The organism is Streptomyces sp. NPDC008313 (assembly GCF_042956125.1).
In the GTDB taxonomy this organism is placed as follows: domain Bacteria; phylum Actinomycetota; class Actinomycetes; order Streptomycetales; family Streptomycetaceae; genus Streptomyces.
Map to the genome: position 1 here is coordinate 407,430 of NZ_JBIBFR010000003.1, position 23,185 is coordinate 430,614.

Here is a 23,185-nt window from a genome sequence, read left to right on the forward strand (position 1 = left end):
GGCTCTCGGCACGGCCCATGGGCCGGCGACGTGAAAGTGAAAGCCGGGGTGGATGAGCGTAGCGGAATATGTGATGAACCACATGTGTGGTTAGCGAAATAATCCGCACCCGTTCCGGAACCGGAAAAGGTCCGTTTCTGTTCCGGACGGAGTCCGGTTCCCGTCCGGAACGAAACCGTCCTGGCATTGCCGCGCTCCGGGAAGAAGGCGAATACTTCTCTCCCCGTACACAGGGGAGGGAACACCTTGGACGACACGGAACGGCTGAATGTCAGCGGCACGCACCATCCGCTGCTGGCCCTGGGGCCGGGGGCGCGGCTCGGCATCTGGGTGCAGGGCTGTGGGCTGGCCTGCCCGGGCTGCATGTCACGGCACACCTGGGATCCCGCCGGCGGCACCCGCGTCCCCGTGGCCGACCTGCTCGCACTGTGGCAACGGGCCCTGGAACAGGGGGCGTCGGGACTGACCGTCAGCGGTGGGGAACCGTGCGACCAGCCGGCCGGACTGCGAGCGCTCCTCCAGGGGGCGGACGAACTGCGCCGGGCGCCCACCGCGCGTCCGGCGCCCGACGGCGGGGCGCCCGACCTGCTCGTCTACACCGGGTACGAGGAGCACGAACTCTCCGACGGGCGGCGGGCGGCGCTCGGGCCGGCCGACGCCGTGGTCACCGGCCGTTTCCGTGTCGCCGAACCGACCGACCTCGTCTGGCGCGGCTCGGCCAACCAACGGCTCACTCCGCGGACGGAGCTGGGCCGCTCGCGTTACGCGCCCCACCTCACACGCGTCCGGAGCCCGCGGGACGTGGGACTCCAGGTCGAGGTGGACCGGCGGGCGTTGGACGGGACGTGGCCGCTGCGCCTGTACGGCATTCCGCGCCGCGGCGACCTGGCCGCCTGGGAGAGGGAGGGGGCCCGCCGTGGACTGCCGGTCTCGATGCCCAGCTGGCGCCCCTGACCCGGCCTCAGCCCTGTCCGGCACCCCGCAGCACGGCGACCAGGGCAGGCGTGCGGGTCACCAGGTGAACCGTCCAGCGGGGGTCCGCGCGCAGTTCCTCCTCCACGGCCCAGCGCAGCCAGCGGGCGGCCCGCTCGGGCTCCAGAGCGCCGCGTCCGGCACCGAGCACCGGGAAACACAAGGAGGACAACGGGGGGTCGTACGCGTCTCGTTCGCCGGCGGCCACACGGAAGACGGCGGACACGGCATCGACCACCGTACGCGTGCAGACCTCATAGCCGTTGCCGTCACGCCGGGGTACCGCGACCGCCGCGTGCAGCACCCTGCGGACACCGCGCTGCGCCAGCGCGCCGGGGCCGGTGGGAACGACCGTGCCGGGCGGTACCTGAAGACCACTGCGGTTGTGCACGGCCAGCCAGTCGCGCAGTTCGCGGGCGAGGGGGTCGTCGACCACGGCGTTGGTCTCGTCCCGTACGGCCGCGGCACGGCGCAGCGCCCCGGAGACGGTGTTGCGGAAGATCTTGGACATCTCCAGGTAGGTGTTCTCGGAGGAGACCAGGACGTCGATGCCGCGCAGCAGCTCGATGGGCGAGAGGTGCACCTCGATGCGCGGGTGCGCGGCCGGGCCTGCGGGCGCGGTCGTGTCGTAGTGCACCGGCGGGTCGGTCATCCGGGCCGGGAAGGCCGGGACACGGGCGGGGGTGTTCCGCGCGGGCGCGGCGCCGTCCGGCGTGACGCCCGCTGCGGCCAGGGCCAGCACCGCGTCGGCCAGACGGTCGATGACCTGGCGCTCCTGACGGTGCCGGAAGCTCTCCGTGGTGACACCGAACACCGCGGCGGCCGCCTTGCGCCGCTCACCGGCGACCGGGGAGCCCGCCCCGACGAGCCCGAACGAATGGGCTGCCGCGCGGGCGAGTTCACCGACCGGGCCGGCGTCCGCCGGGGCCGGCCGGCCGTCGGGCGGCGGTGCGGAGCCGTCGAGCCAGTGGACCGCCGCCCGCAGCAGTCGTTCGATGCCCGCGGCCGGCTCCTCCGGTCCCGCGGGCAGGCCCGCGGCGGTCGCCGCCGCGGCGAGTCCGGGATGCGGTGTCTGCCGGACGCGGGGGAGGCCGGCCTTGCGCAGGGCGCGCAGTTCGGCGACGAGTTGGTGGTGCGGGGGCAGTTCCGGGGGTGCCGCGGAGCGGTGTGCCAGACCCATGCCAGAACGATAGGACCGCGCTTCCCCGGGCACGGGGGGTTTCGCGCGATCCGCCGGAAGCGGGCGGAGCCCTGCCCGACTCCCATGCCGACCATTTCCCTTCGTTTTTGCCGTGAATTATTCGCACGTGACCAGATGGGTCACCTTTTCCGGACCGGAAACAATCGCGATTCGATAAACAATCGACCGGCATGGACGAAGGCATATTGTCGCGTAGTATTCATCCGCCTCCGGCGGGCAGGTATTCCGGAAGCAGTACGACAACGCCGGGCGGGGGAAACCACATGAGCACTGCGGCACCACCGGACGGCGATCCCGCGACGGCCGGAAACACCGTCCCGCCGACCGACCAGTTCCCGGACGTCGAACCCGACCCGGCACGCGGCCGGGAAGCACGGCCGCATCTGCACGACCTGCCCGAGGAACTGCGCGGGCGCTTCGAGCGGCTCGCCGAACTCGGCGCCGGCCGCCTCGGCGAACCGCGCCCCGCGCAGGCCGTGGTGCTGCGCGTCGTGGAACGCACACCCCGGCTCGTGCCCGCGGGCGTCCCGCTGATCTGGAAGGGCTACCACCACTTCTTCGCCCCCGACCCCGAGGTGCACAAGCTCCTGCGCGCCCCCGTCGACCAGCACCTGACGCGGGTCCTCGAACGCGGCCACGCCACCGGAATGGTCTGGGAGGTGTGCCGCTCGGAGGGCGAGACCACCCTGAACGAGTACCGCGAGCGCCACCAGGAACAACAGGGCGTCCCGCTGCCGGCCGGGCACGTCCGACGCGTGGCCGAGCAACTCCACCAGGCGCTGACCGCACTGCACCGGCACGGACTCGTGCACCGCGACGTCGCCCCGGACAACATCATCGTCCGTGAAGGACCGCACGGGGAGCCGCGGCTCGTCCTCGTCGACATCGGCGCCGCCCTGCCCGTGTCGTCCACACGGGTACGGCACTGGACCGGCAAGCCGCACTACCTCGCACCGGAGGCCGCCGCCGTCGTCCAGACCGTCGACCCGTGCGTCGACTGGTGGTCCATGGGCATGGTCATCGCCGAACTCTCCCTCGGCGCCCACCCGATCCCGCTGCGGCAGCGCGGTCTCGTCCTGCGACGCGTCAGCACCGAGGACGTGGACCTGAGCGGCGTGGCCGATCCCCGGCTGCGCGCGCTGTGCGAAGGACTGCTCACCCGGTCCCTGAGACACCGCTGGGGTGCCGCGGAGGTCGGCCAGTGGCTCGACCCGGAACAGCGGGACCCCACGCCGGTCACCCGGCAGACCGCGAGCGCGCCCGGTCCCGGGGCCGAGCCGGGCCCCGCAGCGGCCCCGGACGGCGGCCCCCGGATACGGCCCTTCTCCTTCATGGGGCAGGAGTACACCGACCCGGAGGAGCTCGCCGAGGTCCTCGACCGCTGCCACCCGAGCGCCTCACGGCTGCTGTCGTCGGCCCCCCGGCGTGGCGAACTGGAGCGCTGGATCAGGCAGTTCACTCGGGGCGGAACCCCGCACGCCGAAGAACCCCCAGGAGGTCCGGGCGCGGCGGGCGACGCGGGGTACGGCGACCCGGCCGGCCTGCTCGCCCGGTCGGCCGACGCACCCGACCCCGTCACCCTCGCCGAACTGCTGAACGGTCTGGGCCCCCACCTGCCCGTCACCTGGCACGGCATCAGCCTCGAAGGCCACCAGTTGCCGGGCCTCGTGCGGCACGCCGTCACCGGGGACCCGGATGCCCGGGCCCTCGTCGTCGCCCTGAGCCACCCCGGACTGCTGACCGCACTCGCCGTCCGCCCCGGTGGCGAACAACTCGCCGGCACCGAGGAGCGGTGGCGGCGGCTGCGCGACACCTGGGACGCACAGACCGAGGAACTCGCCCTGCGTCAGCCACGGTTGCGTCGGCGCGCCGTCCGGTCCGCACTCGCCCGGGACACGGTCGTCGATGCCCACCTGCTGCACCTGGCCCGGCTGCCGCAGATCGCCGGCGCCTGGACCCGGCGGGCCCACCGGGCGGCACAGGGGCTCGCCGTCCGCGTCCCCTGGTTCGAGCGGCTGCTGGACGAGTCCGGTGAGCCACTGCGCCCACTGGCCGCGATCATGCTCGTACGCCTGGCCCAGGACGACGCGGAGCGGGGATACGCCCGCCTGGAGGAGCGCCGGCAGCAGGAGGCCGCCGCCGCCCTGGCCATCGCCCGCGACGGACTCGACGTCGCGATGCGCCGCCTCGACATGCTGCCGAACCTCGGCTGGGCGGTTCTGGGCGCCGTCCTGGTCTGCGCCCCGTGGGGTTTCGTCATCTCCCTCTCCGACGCCGCGGGGCGGGCCCCGCAGTCCGCCGTCGTCACCGGCTGGCTGCTGGCGATGCCCGCCGCGTTCGTCGTCCACGCCCTCGAACTGTGGACAGCCGTCCGTATGGGACCACCGGGCTACCACCCCTCGCACTCGCTGGCCGGGCTGGTCATCGGCAACGCCGAACGGCCGGGCCGGTTCGTGCTCCGCAGCCGCTGGGCCCGGCTCCTCTCCGGCCTGCTCGTGGCGGTCCTCTTCCTGGTGGTCCTCCCGTACGTGCTGCTGTGGGCGCCGTGGCTGTGGCCCGTGGGCACCGTCGGCGCCCTCACCGTGTGGACCGTCCGGCGCGACCGGATGTGGCGCCGGGAGCTCCGCAGGCAGCGGGCCGTCCAGGCCGCCGTGCGCGAGGGGAGGACCGCATGAGTTACGGCACGGGCTCCACCGGCGTCCAGGACGTGTGGCCGGGCTACGGGTACGACACGCCGTCTCCCTTCTCCACGAGCGACGTCACGAGCCAGTCCTCGCCCGTCTCCACGAGTGACGTCACGAGCCACCTCCCCCACGCGTCCCCCATCGGCGTCTCCGACGCCGTGGACCACTTCGCGCACGGGCTGGTCCACGTACTGCACGAACTGATGGAACCGGCCGCCATCGCGCTCGGAGCCATGAGCGGGGCCCTGCTGGCCGGGCGGGCCGCCATGGCCGCCACCGGGGTACTGGCACAGGCGGCCGTCCGCGCCGCCGACGATCAGCGCTGCCTCCTGCGCCAACAGCAGAGCGACCGCGACGCCGCCCAGCAGTGGGAGAGCGCCGCGTTCGCCGCGACCCGTGTCAACGCCCGCCGCACCGTCCTCGCGGCCCGGCTCACCCGTACGGTTCGCGGCACCCCGCCGGGCTCGCCCCCGCCGCCCTCCCCCGTACTGCCGCCGCCCGTCCAGCCGCTGGGCTGCCGCCTGGGCGCCACTCGCGAGGCGGTGGCCGAGGCGGAACGCGCCCTCGACCGCGCCGAGGCCGAGCTGGCCGCGTGGGAGTGTGCCGCAGCCGTGGCCGACGCGGCCGATCCGCAGGACACGGCGTGGCAGCGGATCCTCGCCGGGCGGCGGCGGGCCGGACGCCGCCCCGTCGCGCGGGCGGCCGGGAGAGCCGAGTCCACCGAACCCGCCGTGCGGCCCGAGCCGGCCACCGCCGCCCGTGCCAGGGGCGCCGGCGAGGACGAGGTGACCTCTGTCAGCGCCGGCCTGCTGGCCGGCCTGCCCGCCGGGGCCACCGCCGAGGACACCGAGCCCGTCGTCACCGCCCTGCACTACGCGCTGCTCTGCGCGCGTGCGGGTGACGGTGTCAGCGCCGCCGAACGTCTGGAGGAGGCGGACCTCTTCGCCGCCCAGGCCGGCCGGCGCGTCCGGCTGCGCGGCGAGGCGCTGGCCGAGGCCGCCGCCCAGCTCGACTTCCTCACCACCGAGGTGCCACCGGACGTGGAACCGAAGCCTCCCGCCGACGACGTCGTGGCGCTCCTGCGCAGGGCCGTCGAGGAGGGACGTCCCCTCGGCGCCGCCGACCGCGACCGGGTGCGCGCCGCCGTGGACGAACGGCTCGAACAACTGGAGCATCGCTACCTCCAGCGGAGTGTGGCCCACCTGCTCGGTGCTCTGAGCGAGGGGTCGGCCGAGTGGCACGAAACCGGGACCGGCGCCCGGTCCTGCGCCTACGCGCCCCCCGGCTGGGGACCGGCCCACTGGATCCAGGTCACCGTCCGCCCGGACGGCATCGACCTGGCCACCCGCCGGGCCGGCCCGCCCTCCCCCCTGGACGCACGGCGGTGCGCCGAGGCGAAGCAGTGGGCGGCCGACTTCGAACGCTCCGCCGCGTACCTGGGGCTGGACTGCGACTTCCACTTCGACTCGGAGAACGTCGCACCGGGTACGCCGGACGACGCCGCCCAGGTCAGATCGGGGCCGTCCGGGCGCGAGCACGAGCGTCCGGGGCGGCGAGTCCGGGACGACCGGCGGCGACGCGACGACGGACCACGGCACCGGCAGATCGACGACCCAGGCGACCACGACCGCGGGCGCTGACCAGAAGGAGACCGGGGCGGACGACCGCCGGGCCTCCTGCGGAACAACCCGCCGGTTCGGCGACCCGCCCGTCGCCGAACCGGCCACGCCGACGGCGCCGGCACCGGCATGCGCGCCGCACCCCACCGTCCGCGGTGCCCGTCGCACCGCCGAGAGAGGAACACCCAGTGAGCCAGACCAACGGATCGGCCGCGCACCGTCTCGCCAAGGACGGCCGGCCCCGCCACGCCGCCACGGGTCCCCACCTGCCGACCCCGCCCTTCGTCGACGAGATCACCGGCACGCTCGCGGTGCACAGCCAGTTCGTGCTGCACGGCAACATCCGTGACCGCTACCTGTCGCAGCACCGCGTCCACGGGCAGCCGGTCGACGTCGACCGGAGTCTGCCCGAGTCGCTGTGGGACAGGCTGCGCCACCTCGGTTACGGCACGCTGCTGAGCTACGACCAGATCACCGGGTTCATCACCCTGGTCGGCCCCGATCAGGACACCGTGGTCGAGCTGCTGAACGACGCCTTGCGCAGCCCTCGCACCGGGCAGAGCAGCAGTGCCGTCCCCCAGCTCCTCGACGCCGAGCCCCTTCTGCGGGAGATCGTCACCGGGTTCCAGGAGCGCCGCACCGCGCAGCGCCGGGACGGCCGGGAGGCCGAACCGCTGCGGCTCGCGCTGCTGATCGACTACTCGTCGCGGCTGAGCACCGACGTCACCCGGCTCAGCGACGCCGAACGGGACTTCTTCCTGGCCTGCGTCCAACTCGCCCAGCACGCCGAACCGTTGCCTTTGCCCGCACGCCGTCCCCCGCGTGACAGGACGGGGGCGGCAGAACTGTTCAACCCGGTCATCTGGCTCGCGGACAGCGACCGCGACCTGCCGCACTGGCTGGTCAGCGGTTCCGAACGCATCCGCGCGGTCGCGGTGCCCGGGCCGGACGCCGGCGAGCGCGAACGGATGGCCGCGTTACTGGCATCCGAACACGCCTCGGCCCCGAGTGACGGCGTGGCCGCTCACCGGGACGCCACCGGGGTCGAGCAGGCCGGGCCCGAAACGCGCTCACCGCTGTCCCCGGTCAGTGCGTTCGCCAAGGCCGCGGCCGGGCTGTCCCTGGACGCCATGCGGCAGAGTCACCGGCTCGCTCTGTCACGGGGCATGCCGTTCGAGGCGATGCCGGACGCGGTGCGCATCTACCGGCTCGGCGTGGAGAAGGACCCCTGGCGTTCCTGGGACATCCGCAGGCGGATCGCGAAGGGGGACAAGCACCTCACCGGCCGGGTACGGGGCCAGTCGGCCGCGGTCACCATGACGCTCGACATCCTCAAGCGCGCGGCCCTCGGGCTGTCCGGGGCACAGGCGACGTCCGCCGGGCACCGGCCGCGCGGTGTGCTCTTCTTCGCCGGGCCGACGGGGACGGGGAAGACGGAAATGGCCAAGTCCGTCGCGCAGTTGCTCTTCGACACCGAGGACGCGTACCTGCGGTTCGACATGAGCGAGTTCTCCTCCGCGCACGCCGCCGACCGGCTGGTGGGAGCGCCGCCCGGGTACGTGGGGTACGAGGCGGGCGGCGAACTCACCCGCGCCGTACGCGCCGACCCGTTCCGGGTCATCCTCTTCGACGAGATCGAGAAGGCGCACCAGGGGGTGATGGACAAGTTCCTCCAGCTCCTGGAGGACGGCCGGCTCACCGACGGGCAGGGGGTCACCACGTACTTCAGTGAGTGCGTGCTCATCTTCACGTCGAACCTCGGGGTGCAGCACACCGATCCGCAGACCGGGCAACGGGTGTGGGACGTACACCCCGAGGACGAGTACCGCGAGCTCGCGAGGCGGGTGAAGCGCAACATCCGCCACCACTTCGAGGCCAAGGTGGGGCGTCCGGAACTGATGAACCGCTTCGGCGGCAACGTGGTCGTGTTCGGCTTCGTCACGGGGACGGCCGCGGAGGAGATCCTCGACCTGTCGATCGACAACATCACGGCCGCGCTGTGGGAGAGCCAGGGCATCCGGCTGGAGATCGCCCCGCAGGCACGCAGGCAGCTCGGCGAGTACTGCCTGCGGGACCCCTACGCCGGAGGCCGGGGCATCGGTATGGCACTGGAGACGCATCTCATCAACCCGCTGGCCCGCGAGATCTTCAGTATCCAGCTCCAGTCGCCGCCCGGCACGCTCCGGTTGACCCACGTGACGGAGGGCGAGGAGAACGGGTCGGTGGACCTGGGGATCGAGCTCGTCGACGATCACCGATGACACACGCCGAGGACGACGGGCATGACCAGGACGACGAGTATGACCAGGGCGACGAGTACGACGAGGACGGCGACGCCTTCGAGGAACTGACCCCGCGCCGCCCCGGCGCGTCCCGCACCCCGGGCACGTGGGACCCCTCGCCCCGGCTCTCGGACGAGGCCCGGCCGGCGGACGACGAGCAGCCGGATGCGCCGGAGCCCCGGCGCCCCGGTGACGGGCCGGGGCCGGGGACCGCCAGAGCGACGGCCGACGACGACGAACCCTTTGAACCGCTGACACCCCGGCGCCCCGGTACACCGTCGGCAGCCCCGGCCCCGCCTCCGCGGCTGGTGCGGTGTACGGGGTGCGGGCGCAAGGTGCCCGCGGCGGCGACCGGTTGCCCCTCCTGCTCCGCTCCGGTCGCGGACGCGACTCCGGCCGGGGACGCGACTCCCGCCGGGGAGGGCGGCGCCACGGCGCTGCTGCGGTTCTCCGGTGGCCTGGTGCTGGTACGTCTGCGCCCCGGGGACCTGCGAAACCTCGGCCGGGACCGGGAATGGGCGCCCACGACGGCGCGCGGTTTCGCCGACGAGCTGTCGGTGTCCCGTCGCCACGCCGAGATCGCCCTGCACCCGGACGGCACCCTGTGGGTGACGGAGTACCGGGACGGCACCACCCATGGCACCCGCGTCAACGCGGACTATCTTCTGCCCGCCGTCCCCCGCCGGCTGAAGGACGGCGATCGCCTCGTCCTGGGGCTCCACTCCGAGGCCACCGTGTCGCTGTGCGCCCCGGGCGAGGACACGGTGGCCGGCAAGGAAGCCTGAGCTGCGGCCGGCGCGGGACCCGGGCCCAGCCGGCGCAGGAGGGCGAAGGGCGCCGCAGCCCGGCCACCCGAACCGGTCGTGTCACCGCCCCGGCGCGGCCTCCCGCTCCGAGAGCGTCGCGCGCACCGGTCCCAGCAGCCGCCGGGCCTCGGCCGCGCCCTCCTCCGTACACAGCCGTACCGTGCGTTCGGCCACCGGCTCCAGCGGGCCGTCGCCGCAGCGGTCCCCGAACAACTGGATCGCCTCGCGCGGCCGGTGACGCTTGGACTGCCACATCAGTCCCTGTACGTCCGCCGCGTGCTCCCTGATCAGCCGCACCCAGTACCGGGTCTTCGCGTAGTCGTCCCCTTCCGCGTCGACCAGCCAGGAGTCCTGCCACACCGCGGCCAGCCCCTCCGCGGTCATCAGGTCCACGAGGACGAGGTCGGTGGTGGTGCGCAGCACGGACAGGCAGTACATACGGGCCCTTGCCCAGGGGATGCGGCGCTGGGCTGACGGCCCGTCGAACCGCACCGACCTCAGCAGCACCTCGCTGAGCGCGGTCACGGGGTCGAGCGCCGCGTACAGGTAGGAGAACGGGTCCTGTTCCGTGGCGCCGAAGCGGTCGCCGTCGAAGAACGCGTGCTGGTGACTGGGGTTGAACGAGCCGGGCGCACGCGTCTCGCGGTGGCAGCGGTACAGCTCCGTGCCGGCGGGCAGCACGCGGACCAGGGGCTCCATGCGGGCACCCTCGGGCGGGGCGTGGCCGGCCATCAGTCCTCCTCCACCAGGGCGCGGGCGGCGGCGAGAACCAGATCGTCCGGCACCACGTCCAGCAGCGCGGCCGGGGCGCCGTCCAGCCATTCGTTGTCGCCCAGCCACCAGTCCGCGGCGCCCCACGGGTCCTCTCCGGCGAGCAACAGCCGGTTCACCTCGCGCACCACGGGGCGCGGTTCGTCCGTCCCCGGCGTGAACTGGAACTCCGGGTAGCGGCTGCCGAGTTCGGGGTGGTGCAGCCGGATCAGGTCGTCGGCCGCCGCGTCCGTCACGGCCCCGGGTGCCGCGTCCGCACCCCGTGCCGGGGCGCGCAGCAGCCGCTGCCTGGTGGTGTCCAGGACCTCCTCGGCCGTCGGTGGTGGTCCTGCCAGGAGGCCGAGCAGGTCGACGAGCCGTGCCCGGTCGACGACGGTGTCGCGGCCCGTGTCCGGACCGGCGTAGCGCACGGTGTCGTTCAGCGCGACGGCGACGGGGTGGTGGTCGGGCAGCCGGTTCAGCATCCGGCCCACGTCACGGACCGCGCGCAGGGTCGGGCCGCGGCCCACGGCGTCGCCGAGCGCGGTGACCAGGCGCAGCAACCGGGCACGCGCGTCGGCGTCCAGTTCGGCCAGCGTCTGCGCCCAGTGGCGGTGCAGCAGGGTGATCAGTCGGTCGGGCGTCATCGGACCGGGTCCCTCCGGGGAGTCGCGGGCGCGGGGTTGCCCTGGTGGATGAAGGCGGCCCAGTCCTGGAGCCTGCCGATGTCCTGCCGTGCGAGGAAGGGGTCCAGCGCGGCCAGCCCCGGTACGGGGTGCCGGCTCCCGGCCGGAGCGAGGGCGTACCGCTGGGTGGCGCGCAGGGCGTCGGGCGGCGCGAGTCCGGCGTCGAGGTGGTGGTGCAGGACCGTCATCAGGGCCGGGGTGACGCGGTCGGACACGGCCCAGCGGGAGCCGATCACGTCCGTGGCCAGCCGGTGCACGAGGGCGGTGGTGAGGGTGAGGGCCTCGTCGTGGTCCGCGTCGCTCAGGTCGGTCTCGCATGCGCTCAACACCACGAGCGGCCCGGAACGGTCCGGCGCGGGCGGGGTGTTCAGCAGGGCGGTCACGGTGAGGTGGCCCGATTCGGCGGGCGCGTCCTCCTCGCACCACAGGTACAGCGCGGAGCGGGTGGGGTCGGTGCCGGCCCTGCCGTGGCAGACCAGGTGCACGACTCCGGCGCGGTCGGCGGTCGCGTGGCCACCGGCTCCGAGGACCTCCAGGACGGCCGCCGGGGTCGGCAGGCCGGGGCCTGGCTGCTCGGAGCCGTCCTCCAGTATCCGGGCGTCGCCGTAGTACGCGTCCCGCAGCGCCCGGATCTCGTCCTCGGCGTAGAACAGGTCCGAGAGGACCCAGACCAGGACCTGTCCCTGGGCGATCGGCAGCCGGGACCGCCGTATGCCGTGAACCAGTTCGGAACCGGAGGCGACGAACGTCACGACGGCGAGTTCGCACAGGTGGGCGGTCGCGGGAACACCGGCCCGCCTCCCGTCCGCGTCCCCGTCGGCTTCGGCGTTCCCGTCGGCGTCGGCGTCCTGCGGCGGCAGTGGCAGCCGCGCGGCCTGCCACGGTACGACGCCCAGGTCGCCGCAGGGCACGACCACCAGCCGGACCGGCTCCGGTGCCTCACCGGCGTCGCACGGCCGCAGCCCGCTCTCGGCGAGCGCACGCTCCCACAGGCCCAGCGCGTCCATCACCGGACCCATGACCGCTCCGCCCGCCCAAGCGCACAGCCGCTCCAGGGACCGTTCCAGTTCTCGCTCCGGAGCACGGACCGCGGGGACCGAGCCGGGGGCTGTCGCGTCCGGTTCCCCGGTGCCCCGCAACGCGGCCCTGGCCCGCACGAACTCCTCCAGCGGACCGCGGTGCGCGGCGGACAGCCCCGGCAGTTCCACGGCGCGGACGCCGAGGCCCGGACGTAACAGCAGCGCGGTGCCCGCCTCGTCGCCGGTGCCCGGCACCAGGTAGACCAGCGCGTCGGCCCCGCAGCGGGCGAGCGCAGTGCTGAGGACGGGCACGGGCGGCGGCCCCGATGCCGCGCTCCCGGCTCCCGGCGCCGTACGCACCAGCTCCAGCGCCTCTCTGCGCAGCGCGCTGGGCAGGCGCGGCACCCCCGTGGCATCCGGGTGGAGCACCTCGTCGAGTACGGCGGGCCCGGCGGCGCCCGCGGTGGTCACGGCCTGCCGCCACGCGGCCGCCGTCTCGTACGCTCCGAGCGCCTCCAGCCGGTCGGCCACCGTGGTCCCGGCCGCGGCGGCGTGCAGTACCAGGGCCCGCCCGGACTCCAGGCAGGCGACCGCCTCCTCGGGCCGGCCCAGCCGTACCGCCCAGCCCGCCGCGAGGACGCCGAGGTCGCCGGCCGCTCGGGCGGCGCGCAGTCCGTGCTCGGCGCCGAGCTGGAGCAGCACGTCGTCGGCGGAGGCGCGCAGGGCCCGCCGGGTGTGGGCGAGCGCGCCGGTCAGCCGGTGCCGGACGGCGTCGTCGTGGGCCGGGTCGCCGGCGCCGGCCCGCTGGGCGAGGGCGGTGGCCAGCTGTTCGTGCAGGGGGACGACGAGATCGGCCGTGTCGGGCCGGGACCGGTCGTTCTCGGCCTCCAGGTCGGCCTCGGCCGCTTCCAGTTCGGCGATGGCCTCGTCGAGAAGGCCCGTATCGCCGTCGCGATGGTGCAGCGCGCGCAGGGCGAGAGCGATGGCCAGCCGGTTGCGGGGACGCTGGCCGGGCACGGAGGCGGGCGCGTCCAGCGCGGACCGCGCCGAGGCCAGGGAGCGCCGCACCCGTTCGGGGTCGGGCTCCAGGTGGGTGGCGAGCGCCAGCAGCGGAGCTTCCATGGTGGTGAGCATCGGGCGGGCGAAGGGAAGTGTGCCGGGGTGCGCCAGAGCGGCCGCGTGCTGGTCGACCGCGCTGCGCAGCGCGGACAGGTCGGCGGTCAGCCGCACCCTGACGAGTTCGAGGCCGCACAGGATGATCCGGGGCAGCCCGCTCCACTCACTGTCGTCGCCGGACTCCTGCTCGATCAGGGCGAGGAGTTCGTCCCGGATGCTGTCCAGCGCCCCTGCGTCGTTCTCGCTGTGGGCCCGGTCGATGGCGAACTGGGCGTTCAGGCAGCGGTTCATGAGCAGCAGGCCGGGCGCGCCCGGGCGGTCGGGGGCGCCCTCGGCGAGCAGCCCCGCGGGCGACAGCGCCGCCGCGATCAGTTCCTGCGCGGTCTGCCCGTCCTGAAGGCTGTGGCCGGTCAGATGGGAGGCGACCAGCACCGCGGGCACGGTCGCCTGGAGCAGCCATTCCGTCTCGTGGTCGACGGGCCCGTCCATGTTCCTGACCTGGGCCAGCAGCTCCAGGGCCGTTCCGAGATGGCCCTGTTCGCCCGTGCGGATCCCGAGGGCCAGGCAGGACAGCGCCGCGACGCCCCGCGCCCGGGCGTCCCCGGAACCGGCCTCGGCCACGGTCCGATCGGTCAGCACGCGCAGTTCGCCGAGCGTGATGAAACCGGGGTTGATCATCTCCGTGAGGATCGTGGGCACGTCCAGCGAGCGTGCCATCTCCTCCAGCTCCTGCGGACCGAGCGGCCCGGCGGGCGGTACGGTCTGTGCGTCGTCGTCCGGGGAGGTGCCCGGGGCGCCGCGCGGGGGCAGCACGTCGAACGCCTTCATCATGAACGGCAGCGCCTGGGCCAGCCCGCCCAGCGGGCCTTCCTGGGGCAGCAGACCGGGCAACGCGGCCATGGTGTCCGCAAGCGCGTCCGTGTTCCCGTTCCCGGCGTCCCTCAGCAGCGGCACCATGGTGGCGATCGCCTCGATGTGGGGCGGCAGTGGGCGATCGTCGCCCGCCACCTCACGGCTCAGCTCGACGGCCTCGGGCAGCACCTCCAGAACGTCCATGCCCTGCGCCGCGGCCGACAGGCCGAACGGGAGGTAGCGGGCGAGCCCGGGCGGGAGCGCCGCCGCGCCGCCCTCCTCGGCGGGGGCGGCCAGCAGCGGTGCCACCAGCAGGACGGCGAGGTCACGGGCGGCGTCCCGCCGGACGCCGGCGTCCAGCTCCGCCACACCCCGCGCCGCCCGCAGCAGTTCGACGGCCCGCGTACGGTCGGCGGGATCCCGTCCGTCCGCCCAGCGGGCCGCGAGCAGCGCCCCGAGCCGCGCCATGACCTCGGCCGCCGACCCACCCGCCAACTCCGCGCCGATCACTTCCAGTTCACCGATCAGGATGTCCCGTGCGGCCTTGTCCGGGCCGAGCGGGGCCACGCCCTGGTCCGCGTACGTCACCCCGGCGCCGCGGGCGCGGACGAGCAGCCCCCGCACCCGCTCCCCGTCCGCGCCCATCCCGGACCCGTCGTCCACCGTCAACTGCCGCCCCGCCCCTCGTTCCCGTCGTGCCGGCCGGTACCGTCCCCCGAGCGGTACCGGCCCCCCGCCGACCGCACAGTCGCCCCTCCGCGGTCACGGCGTCATGATGCTCGGTCCCACCCGTACAGGGGAGGGCTTCGCGGCGTACGACCGGAATGCGACCGGCTTTGGACCGAACTCGCCCCGACCTGCGCGGAAGAGTCCGCACGCCGGTCAGGGAGGAGCACACGGGGCGTACGACACGACCCCGGCGGCCACACCCCGGCTTCATCGGCTCCCGGAGGCGGCGGACACACGCCCCACCCCCCGCAGCGGGAACCGGCGGCGATGCCCATGGCCCGGGGCCCACGTTGTCGGTGCAGCCGGTTCCGGCGCCGAGTCCCCCGGGGCAGCCAGGGCGTGCGCGAACCGCAGGCGCTGACGCGTGAGTACGACCGTGCCCGCGGTGACACCGACGCGCTGTCGCACGACCTCGCCCCGGACAAGGTGATGCGGCGTCCGTACGAGAACTCCGGTGCCGTCAGCAGGAACCGGATCGGTGACGTCCGCACTGAGCACCTCGGGCACGCCCTGCCCACCGATCGGGACCCCGATCAGGCCCGCCGTATCGACGGCTGTCACGTCCTGCATCACCGCGCGTGACGTGCGAAGTACAGCTGAATCACGGCGAATCGGGATATGACCAACGCCGATGGACACGGCGCAGGACGCGCGGACCGCGGGCGGGAGTACGGGGACGAGAACCGGGTACCGGAGCGCTCGGCTCGCCTCCTGCCCGCCGGAGGGCTCGGCCCTGCGGAGCAGCTTGATCCGCTAGCCTTCCCCGTCGGCCCTGAACCCGAAGAAACGGACACCCACACGTGAACGCCACCGACACCAGCACCGTGCCGATCTACGACCTGCTGATAGCGGAACGGGGCGACGTCGTCGCCGACGCGGCGCGGGCCGCGGAGCAGACCCTCCGCGAGCTGGCCGGCACCCTCGACTTCGGCCTGGCGGACGGTGACGGCATCGGCGCGTAGCGGGGTCGTGCGGCGGCGGCCCCGGGGCGGCGGCCATCTAGATGCCTCGTGCCGCCGGTCACGCACCTGAGCGGGGTCCAGCGCGATGCGAATCCGGCGTACCTCCCGAGTGAACGGCGGCAGGTGCCATAAGGGCGAGTGATGAAGAGGTCACCGGCGGCCCGCGATAAACTTCCGTGAGCAGAGGCGGTAGACGGCATCAGCGAATGAGTCGATAAGCAATGGCTATGGTGGAACGACTGAACGTCGAAGGGCTCCGCTACGCGCAGGCGGTCGCCGAGACGCGCTCCTTCAGCGCGGCGGCCCGGGCATACGGAGTCACCCAGCCGGCCCTGTCGAACGGCATCGCGAAACTGGAGGAACGGCTCGGGGAGAGGCTCTTCGACCGATCCCCGCGCGGTGTGACCCAGACCGCCTTCGGCACCCGCATCCTTCCGCTCGTCGAACGCGCCGTGGCCGCGCTCGACGCCGTCGCCGCGGAGGCCAGACGTCTGACCGAACCGGGCGACCAGAAGGTCCGTATGGGCGTCTCGCCGCTCATCGGCCCGCATCTGGTCGGCCGCGCGTTCACCGCCGTCCGCGAACTGCCCACGCCCCGCGATCTCGTACTGCGCGAGGCGAACATGCGGGATCTGCGGGACGGCCTGCGGGACGGGCGACTCGACATCATCCTCATCCCGGCCGTCACCGCGATGCCGCGCTTCGAGCACCGGGTCATCGACGTCGAGCCCATCGTCGTCGTCGGCCCCGCCGCGGCCGACGACGCCTCACTCGAACTCACCGAGGCCCGGGACGAACAGTTCATCCTCGTGCCGGACGCGTGCGGACTGACGACCTTCACCACCCAGCTCTTCCACGCGAACGAGGTACCGCTGCACACCTATCCGGGAGAGGCGGCCAGTTACCGCGTACTGGAGGAATGGGCGGGCCTCGGGCTGGGTTCGGCGATGATCCCCCGGTCCCGGCTCACGTCCCCGGCCGTCCCCCATCGCCCCTTGCTGAACGAGGGCCGGGAAGTGCAGATCTCCTTCGAGGCCGTATGGAACCCGGACGCGGCACTGCGCACGGACCTGACCCTCCTGGCACAGGCGCTCGGCGCTTCTCACTGAGCCGCAGCCGGCGCCACCGGCAGGCGCCACCGGAAGGCGCCACCGGAAGGCGCCACCGGCAAGGAGCTCCTGATCCGGGACGAGGACGTCCGGGTACTCCACGGCTTCCTGCCTCGGGCAGCTGGACGACCCGGCGCCGGGGTCCTGCCGGAACCACGAACCCGAAATTCCGCCACTGATGGCTTCAAGTCGGCCTGAAATCGCGCCAGTTGAGCGCTGAATGTCATTGACTCGGCTCGGTCACGCTCCTTACGGTCAGGTGATCACTGTTGCCTGAGAGGAGTCAAGATGGCACTGAGTCATGCCCCTGCTACTGGCGCCCCTGCTGAAGCACCGTCCTACGAGTCGCTGGTGGAGGACGCCCTGCGCGAACTCTCCGCTGCCGAGTCGGACGCGGTTCTCGAGCCGGTGGGCAGTGGCGACGAAGGGCCCCTGATGGCCTGGTTCGTCGCCACCTGATCTGTTCCTGCGCGGCGGTATCGGGCGTTCCAGGCGCAGGGCGTTCCTGCGGCTGGGACGCCTGTGGAAGCGATCACAGGCCACGGGAGAAGAACATCTTGAGCGTCTTACGGACCGGCAACCGACTCCAGGCCGGCGTCGATTCACTCCTCGACCGGTACGTCGGTGTCTCCCCCGACGATCACTGCGTCGTCGCCTTCTCCCCGGACAGCCGGGAGGCGGCCGCCTGGCTCGTGGCGGGGTTGAAGCAACGTGACCTCAGCGCGCAAGCCGTAGGTATGCGGCCGCTCGTGGACTACGGGTTCGCCCAGCGCCTGAACTCAGCTGTCGCGGAGGCCGATTCCCGGTCCGGACGGCTCGTCGTCTTCACGCTCGAACGGGACACGATGTCCCACTTCGCGCCCCTCGCCGACGTGCTGCGGCGGGTCGGCGGTGACCGGTGCGTGATGGTGCGCATCATCAGCGCGTCGCGTGAGTTCTTCGAGGAGGCCCTCAGCCTCGGGCCGGACGAGCTCAGTGCCCGCAACGCCGCACTGCTGACGCGACTGACCGGGGCACGGACCGTCCGGGTCCGCACGCGCGGCGGCACCGATCTGCGGATCACTCTCGACTCGGACCGATTCGACTGGATCAGCAACCGCGGGGTGTGGCGGCCCGGCGGCTTCACCATTCTCCCCGCGGGCGAGATCGCCACGTACCCCGCCCGGATCGACGGCCGCCTGGTGGCCGACGGTGCGCTGAACTGCAACGTCATCACACGGATCGACACCCGGCTGGCAGCCCACCCCCTGACGGTCGACATCACCGACGGGCGTGCCACGGGCTTCGAGTGTGCCGGCGCCGACGTCCGCGAACTGGTGGAGCTCTGCTTCAAGCAGCCGAACGGCACCCGGGTCGGCGAGCTCGGCTTCGGCACCAATACGGGAATCGGCCGGTTCATCCCCGCCAACTCGCACATCAACGAACGACGCGTCGGCGTGCACATCGGCTTCGGCCAGCACAACCAGGACCGCTCCGTGGTCGACTACGAGGAGAAGGTGCACCTCGACCTCATCACCGATGGCGCCGAGGTCTTCGTCGACGAGGAGTCCTCACCCATCGATCTGGCCGACTTCCCGCTGACCGGGGACGAGCATCCCGCACTGGTGAGAGACGAGGACATCACGGGCGACTGCTGCGGATTCGGTTACGGCCAGTTGACCGATCCGGCCGCGGCGGCTCCGGGGGCTCCGATCGGATGAGTGTGCGCACGCTGAGCAAGAAGCTGACCGGAGGCATGGCCGACAGCGCCATGGGGCTGCGCGACTTCCGGTTCCTCTGGGCCGGGCAGGCGGTCAGCTCCGTGGGGGACCAGCTCTTCACCATCGCTGTGTCCCTCAGGGTGATCGAGACCGGCGGTGACGCCGGCGACGTCGGCATGGTGATCGGCGGCCGCATCCTCGCCACGGTCCTGTTCGCACTCCTCGGTGGTGTCTGGGCGGACCGCGTGCCCCGGCGCAGGGCGATGATCCTCGCCGACACCTTCCGGTTCGTGGCGATCACCGTGGCCCTGGTGGGGAAGTTCGACACGGGGACGCTCTCGCTCGCCGCCCTGACGTTCCTGGTCGGCAGTGGCGAGGCGTTCTTCCGTCCCGCGTTCGGCGGGCTGGTGCCCACGGTCGTCCCCGAAGAGCGGTTGCTCAGCGCGAACTCATGGCGCGGAGCCCTGGACAGCGGTGCGGCCGTGGTGGGCCCCGCGCTCGCCGGTGTGATCGTGGCGACCGCCGGAACCCGGTGGGCCTTCGGCATCAACGCGGCCACGTTCCTGGTCAGTCTGGTGTGCGTCTTCCTGGTCGCCGAACCGAGGAGGGAACGGCCCACGACTCGTTCCTCCATCGTCGCCGAGACCAAGGAGGGCCTGTCGGCGGTACGCCGGGTTCGCTGGGTGTCGGCCATTCTCGTCATGACCACGTTGCAGACCATGTTCGTCGTCGCACCGCACATGGTGCTGCTGCCGGTCATCACGCAGGAGAAGTTCGCGGGGCCCACCGCATACGGCCTGGTGATCGCGATGTTCAGCCTGAGCGGCCTCGTCGGCACGATCACGGTCGGGCGCGTTCCACTGAAACGGCCCGGCACGAGCGCGCTCGTCTTCAACGCGCTCTTCGCCGCCGTTCCCCTCGTCCTGCTCACCCCCTTCTCCCTGTGGTGGGTGGCCGGCGGATACGTCGTGGCAGGACTCGCGATGATGCCCTTCAACGTCCTCCTGCAGACCGCGCTGCAGCGCCAGTTCCCGTCGGCCCTTCTCGGCCGCGTGACCTCGGTCGACTGGCTGTGCAGCCTCGCCCTGCTGCCGATCGGTCTCGCCGTCGTGGGACCTCTGGCGGACGCGCTGGGCCGTACGACTGTCCTTGTCGTGGCCGCGGTGGTCCAACTCGGTGCCTCTGCCGCAGTGCTGGCCGTGCCCGGGGTGCGGGAATTCCATCAGGACCAGGACCAGGACCCGGGCCAGGACCAGGACCAGGAAGAACCAACAGCTGTCGAGCATGCGGAGGTAGCCGAGGATGGCAGTAGAACTAGTTCTTGACGATCCGTCCCTGCTGGCGTCCATCCGGGACAAGAAGCCGCATGTGAGCCGGAACCTGGCCGGACTGGGCCACGCGTTCTCCACGGAGATCGCGCAGCGCCTCCTCTTCGATCGAGGACTGCGCACCCCGTACGTCAGACTGTGGCGCCACGGCGAGGACATAGGCGTGCGGAACACCGCCAGGACCAAGGGCGGTGCCGACGAGCGCAGAGTGCTGTCCGGGCTGACGGATCCGCAGCACGTGGTGTCGGAGATGCGGGCGGGGGCGACGCTCGTCTTCCAGGCGATGTCCACGTACTGCCCCGAAGTGGCGTCCTTCTGCGCGGATCTGGCCGACGACATCGGCTGCCCCGTCGCGGCCAACGCGTTTCTGACGCCACCCCACGCGCAGGGCGCCCCCGTGCACTACGACATGGCCAGCGTCTTCATCCGCCAACTGGCCGGCTCCAAGACATGGCGGCTTCACGAGCCGCCCAAGCAATGGCCCATCAAGCGTTCCAGGCCCGGCGACAGACCGGAAACCCCCCTGTCCCAGGAAGTCACCCTTCACCCCGGCGACTGTCTCTACCTGCCCCGTGGCTACTACCACGAGGGGATCACCGGGGACGACGGCTCCGTTCACATCACCTTCTCCGACGGCGTGGAGGACCACTGGGTCGACGTCCTCCACGACGTACTGGATCTCGTCGCCGAACGGACCGCATCGATGCGGGGCCGTCTGCCGGCCAGGTCCGACGCGTTGAACGGCCAGTCGAAGGCACTGTGGCAAGAAGTCCGCGAGGACGTCTCCCGTGCGCTGGACGGCCTGAGCGACGAGATGATCTCCGCGCTGATCCTGCGCCGGCTCCAGGCACGCGAGCAGGAACTCGCGAGGTCGGAATCCGTCTCGCTCGCCGAGATCCTGGCGGTGGAGTCGAATCCCGGTGAGAAGTGAGGGACACGGGGCGGGACGAGATAGTCCGGGTCGCCATGACGCCGGCCGGGACCGCGAGCTTGACACGAAGCCACCGACAGGCGGTTCTCCGACGCCTCGCCCCCCTTCTCCCGGAGGGGCGGAAGTTCTCCTGCCTGCACCCCGGCCTGGTATGGGAGGCGGCGCGGACACCCGCCGGAAGCAGTCCCGCTCACCCCGCCGAAACCGCGGCGGCCCGCGAGCGCATCGCCGATCTGGTGAGCAGCCAGGCCCCCGGCGTACTCATGCCCGCACTGGAACACATCGAAGGCGGAACGCCCTCGTGCCCCGACTGGTGCCGTCATGGCATCGAAGAACTCCTGACGGACGTCCAACGCGTCACCGGTGCGTATGACGACGCATTCGGCGCCCCGAACATGAAGGAGGCGACCGAGCACCTCGAATCAGCTCGGGAAACCCTGCGCAGGGTATGGCCGGAGGCCGCCCTGGAAACGGATCTCCTGATCCGCGTCATCGTGTACGTACGGGCCGGACCCTTCCGTTCGGCCACGCTTCGCCAGACCTTCGGCGCCATCTACCTCGGCACGGAAAGCGTCGAGAGCACCGCCGCCGCCTTCGAGGCGCTCCTGCACGAGACCGGCCACCACTCCCTCTACCTGCGCAACACCTTCGAGACGTTCCTGACCAACGGCGACACCATGGTGACCCACTCACTGCGTCCCGAACCACGCCCGGTCGCGGGCGCTGTGCACGCCGCACACGTCCTCGCACGCATGACGTACGGACTCACCCGATGGGCGGCGGAGGAGACCGCGCCGCCAGAGGTCTCCGAGCGGCGCGACAACGCACTGGACCGCCTGCAACGCACCATCGAGGCACTGAAGCCGGCCGCGGAGTGGACCGACCGGGGCCGCTCGTACTTCGACGATCTGCTGAAGTGGGAGCAGGAACTGACGGACGCCCGGGACGGCTGACGGGGCCCGGAACGGGCCATGCCGAAGTCCAAGGGCGGGCTTCCGCACCCGGAGGTACGCCCTTGGGCCGGCACGCGCAGGTGACCTGCCGGTGGTCTGGCCGCAGACCGACAGGGGGCGTTGAGGCTGGGGTGTCAGTGGGAGATCCTCTGTCCCGCTTCGGTGAGGGTCAGTGTGAGGCACCCCAGCCAGGCGTCGGATTGCGGGTACTCCCAGTTGCCGTCGTCTGCCAGGACAGCGGGAAGATCCTGCTTCGGGATGGGGGGCCGGGCTGTTCTCCGAGAGTGCCATCTGGCGCTGTCCAGGGAACGAGCCGGCACACTCCGATCCATTCTCTGTCGATGAGGGGAAGCAGGAGCGGAACAAGACCCGAGGCGGGTCCTGAGATCAGCGGCTCATCGAGGTCACCCCAGACACCGGCAAGGATGTCGATCTCAGTGGCGTTGATCATGAAGGAGCGTTCGGCGGAGGACAGCTGGTCTGTAGCGGGTAGACCTGGAAGATCCTCCTGCCGCCTCAAGGGTGACGGCGCCCACCACGCCATGCTCGGCATCGCCGGCCGCACAACCTCGCCGTCGCCCTCGCCGGAAAAACCCACAAGCCACCGCGGCCAACCTCGCCCGAGGCGAGCTGTGGCCCTTGGGGAACCCAACTGCCCGCACGAGCTTGCCGCGCCTCGCCATAGGAGAAGGAAACGGGAAACAGCTTCGATCGCCTTGTCCGTCCGGGAGTTGGTGCCGCACTCTTCCGTGCAGTACCGCTTCGGCCCGGACGACCGGGTTCAGGAGGTTCCCGTGCCACATCCGTCCACATCGTTCGGCGAGGAACTGAGGAAGCGGCGACTGGAGGCCCGACTGAGCCTTACGGACCTGTCCCGTCTCGTGCATTACAGCAAGGCGCAGCTCAGCAAGGTCGAGCGGGGCATCAAGGTGCCCAGTCGTGACCTCGCGCGGCTGTGCGATGCCGCACTCGGTGCCGAAGGGGCACTGATCGCCCTGAGCACCCCCACCGCTATCGGTCCACCTGTTGTGTCGGAGCCAGGCCGGGTCGAAGAGGAGAACTGGATGATGCACTTGTCACCGGACGGCCCGAGCTCCTTCGGGCCCGTGGGCCGACGTGAGGTGATGAATGCCGGTGTCGCCTCGCTGATGACCTGGAGGTCGGACGGATCAGGTCCGGCTTCCTCGGCTGCCGGCGCCGGCATGCTGGAAGCCTCACGCTCCCTGTTCACGCACTACCGCAGACTCGGTCAGACCGTGGAACCCGGCCTGCTTCTGCCTGAACCGCCCCGGGTTCGGTAGAGATCTCAGATTGTGGTGATGAACTGGGGTTTCGTGAGTTCGGTGTAGTAGTTGACTTCGTATTCGACGGGCGGGATGTGGCCTATCTCACCGTGGAGTCTTCGGTGGTTGTACCAGTCGATCCACTCGGCGGTGGCCAACTCGACCTGAGAGAGCGTCTTCCATGGCCGCTGGGGCTTGATCAA

Annotated in this window: 19 protein-coding genes; 14 read left to right on the plus strand and 5 right to left on the minus strand. The window is 72.2% G+C overall.

All coding sequences use genetic code 11. From position 1 onward, the window contains the following. Positions 1 to 246: 246 nt before the first annotated feature. Positions 247 to 954 carry a 4Fe-4S cluster-binding domain-containing protein gene (locus tag ACFY93_RS06520; protein ID WP_391354097.1) on the plus strand — a complete coding sequence of 236 codons (708 nt, stop codon included), beginning with the start codon at positions 247 to 249 and terminating at the stop codon, positions 952 to 954. A 7-nt stretch (positions 955 to 961) separates the two neighbouring features. Here ACFY93_RS06520 and ACFY93_RS06525 read toward each other — a convergent pair whose 3' ends face one another. After that, a complete protein-coding gene (locus ACFY93_RS06525) occupies positions 962 to 2,152 on the minus strand; it encodes an Appr-1-p processing protein (protein ID WP_391354098.1) in 1,191 nt (396 codons plus the stop codon). A 284-nt stretch (positions 2,153 to 2,436) separates the two neighbouring features. Here ACFY93_RS06525 and ACFY93_RS06530 point away from each other — a divergent pair, with 284 nt between their 5' ends. The 4 genes from ACFY93_RS06530 to ACFY93_RS06545 all read left to right on the plus strand — a co-directional run bounded on the left by ACFY93_RS06530 (position 2,437) and on the right by ACFY93_RS06545 (position 9,543). Next, entirely contained in the window at positions 2,437 to 4,848 is a 2,412-nt protein-coding gene (locus ACFY93_RS06530) for a protein kinase (protein ID WP_391354100.1), read from the plus strand. Next, a complete protein-coding gene (locus tag ACFY93_RS06535) occupies positions 4,845 to 6,497 on the plus strand; it encodes a hypothetical protein (protein ID WP_391354101.1) in 1,653 nt (550 codons plus the stop codon). The genes ACFY93_RS06530 and ACFY93_RS06535 overlap by 4 nt, the downstream gene beginning before the upstream one ends. Positions 6,498 to 6,664: 167 nt before the next feature. Beyond that, positions 6,665 to 8,737: an AAA family ATPase gene (locus ACFY93_RS06540; protein ID WP_391354103.1), complete on the plus strand. Its 2,073-nt coding sequence runs from the start codon at positions 6,665 to 6,667 to the stop codon at positions 8,735 to 8,737. Next, positions 8,734 to 9,543, plus strand: coding sequence for an FHA domain-containing protein (locus tag ACFY93_RS06545; RefSeq protein ID WP_391354105.1), 810 nt, complete (start codon positions 8,734 to 8,736; stop codon positions 9,541 to 9,543). The genes ACFY93_RS06540 and ACFY93_RS06545 overlap by 4 nt, the downstream gene beginning before the upstream one ends. An 81-nt stretch (positions 9,544 to 9,624) precedes the next feature. Here the strand turns inward: ACFY93_RS06545 and ACFY93_RS06550 are convergent, their stop codons facing one another. From ACFY93_RS06550 to ACFY93_RS06560, 3 genes are read right to left on the minus strand one after another with little or no spacing between them, the layout of a single operon-like run. Beyond that, positions 9,625 to 10,296: an RES domain-containing protein gene (locus ACFY93_RS06550; RefSeq protein WP_391354106.1), complete on the minus strand. Its 672-nt coding sequence runs from the start codon at positions 10,294 to 10,296 to the stop codon at positions 9,625 to 9,627. Next, positions 10,296 to 10,961: a hypothetical protein gene (locus ACFY93_RS06555; protein ID WP_391354108.1), complete on the minus strand. Its 666-nt coding sequence runs from the start codon at positions 10,959 to 10,961 to the stop codon at positions 10,296 to 10,298. Before ACFY93_RS06555 ends, ACFY93_RS06550 begins: the two co-directional genes overlap by 1 nt. Then, positions 10,958 to 14,650, minus strand: coding sequence for a CHAT domain-containing protein (locus ACFY93_RS06560; RefSeq protein WP_391354170.1), 3,693 nt, complete (start codon positions 14,648 to 14,650; stop codon positions 10,958 to 10,960). Before ACFY93_RS06560 ends, ACFY93_RS06555 begins: the two co-directional genes overlap by 4 nt. Positions 14,651 to 15,055: 405 nt before the next feature. Here ACFY93_RS06560 and ACFY93_RS06565 point away from each other — a divergent pair, with 405 nt between their 5' ends. The 9 genes from ACFY93_RS06565 (at position 15,056) to ACFY93_RS06605 (ending at position 23,000) form a co-directional block, all read left to right on the plus strand. Next, a complete protein-coding gene (locus ACFY93_RS06565; RefSeq protein ID WP_391354110.1) occupies positions 15,056 to 15,298 on the plus strand; it encodes a hypothetical protein in 243 nt (80 codons plus the stop codon). Between the two features lie 218 nt (positions 15,299 to 15,516). After that, positions 15,517 to 15,678 (plus strand): hypothetical protein, encoded by a 162-nt coding sequence (locus tag ACFY93_RS06570; protein ID WP_391354112.1) that lies wholly within the window; start codon positions 15,517 to 15,519, stop codon positions 15,676 to 15,678. 227 nt (positions 15,679 to 15,905) lie between these two features. Beyond that, entirely contained in the window at positions 15,906 to 16,787 is an 882-nt protein-coding gene (locus tag ACFY93_RS06575; RefSeq protein WP_391354114.1) for a LysR family transcriptional regulator, read from the plus strand. Between the two features lie 288 nt (positions 16,788 to 17,075). Continuing rightward, positions 17,076 to 17,246, plus strand: a complete 171-nt coding sequence (locus ACFY93_RS06580) for a hypothetical protein (RefSeq protein ID WP_391354116.1) — start codon at positions 17,076 to 17,078, stop codon at positions 17,244 to 17,246. Between the two features lie 98 nt (positions 17,247 to 17,344). After that, positions 17,345 to 18,487: a hypothetical protein gene (locus ACFY93_RS06585; protein ID WP_391354118.1), complete on the plus strand. Its 1,143-nt coding sequence runs from the start codon at positions 17,345 to 17,347 to the stop codon at positions 18,485 to 18,487. After that, positions 18,484 to 19,812 (plus strand): MFS transporter, encoded by a 1,329-nt coding sequence (locus tag ACFY93_RS06590; RefSeq protein WP_391354119.1) that lies wholly within the window; start codon positions 18,484 to 18,486, stop codon positions 19,810 to 19,812. The genes ACFY93_RS06585 and ACFY93_RS06590 overlap by 4 nt, the downstream gene beginning before the upstream one ends. Then, complete coding sequence (locus tag ACFY93_RS06595; protein ID WP_391354121.1) at positions 19,790 to 20,746, plus strand: JmjC domain-containing protein; 957 nt, start codon at positions 19,790 to 19,792, stop codon at positions 20,744 to 20,746. The genes ACFY93_RS06590 and ACFY93_RS06595 overlap by 23 nt, the downstream gene beginning before the upstream one ends. A gap of 236 nt (positions 20,747 to 20,982) precedes the next feature. Continuing rightward, complete coding sequence (locus tag ACFY93_RS06600) at positions 20,983 to 21,699, plus strand: aKG-HExxH-type peptide beta-hydroxylase (protein WP_391354123.1); 717 nt, start codon at positions 20,983 to 20,985, stop codon at positions 21,697 to 21,699. A 749-nt stretch (positions 21,700 to 22,448) separates the two neighbouring features. Beyond that, positions 22,449 to 23,000, plus strand: coding sequence for a helix-turn-helix domain-containing protein (locus ACFY93_RS06605; protein WP_391354125.1), 552 nt, complete (start codon positions 22,449 to 22,451; stop codon positions 22,998 to 23,000). A 5-nt stretch (positions 23,001 to 23,005) separates the two neighbouring features. Here ACFY93_RS06605 and ACFY93_RS06610 read toward each other — a convergent pair. Further along, positions 23,006 to 23,185, minus strand: a 180-nt coding sequence (locus tag ACFY93_RS06610) for an integrase core domain-containing protein (protein ID WP_391354127.1), incomplete at its 5' end; no start/stop codon positions are given.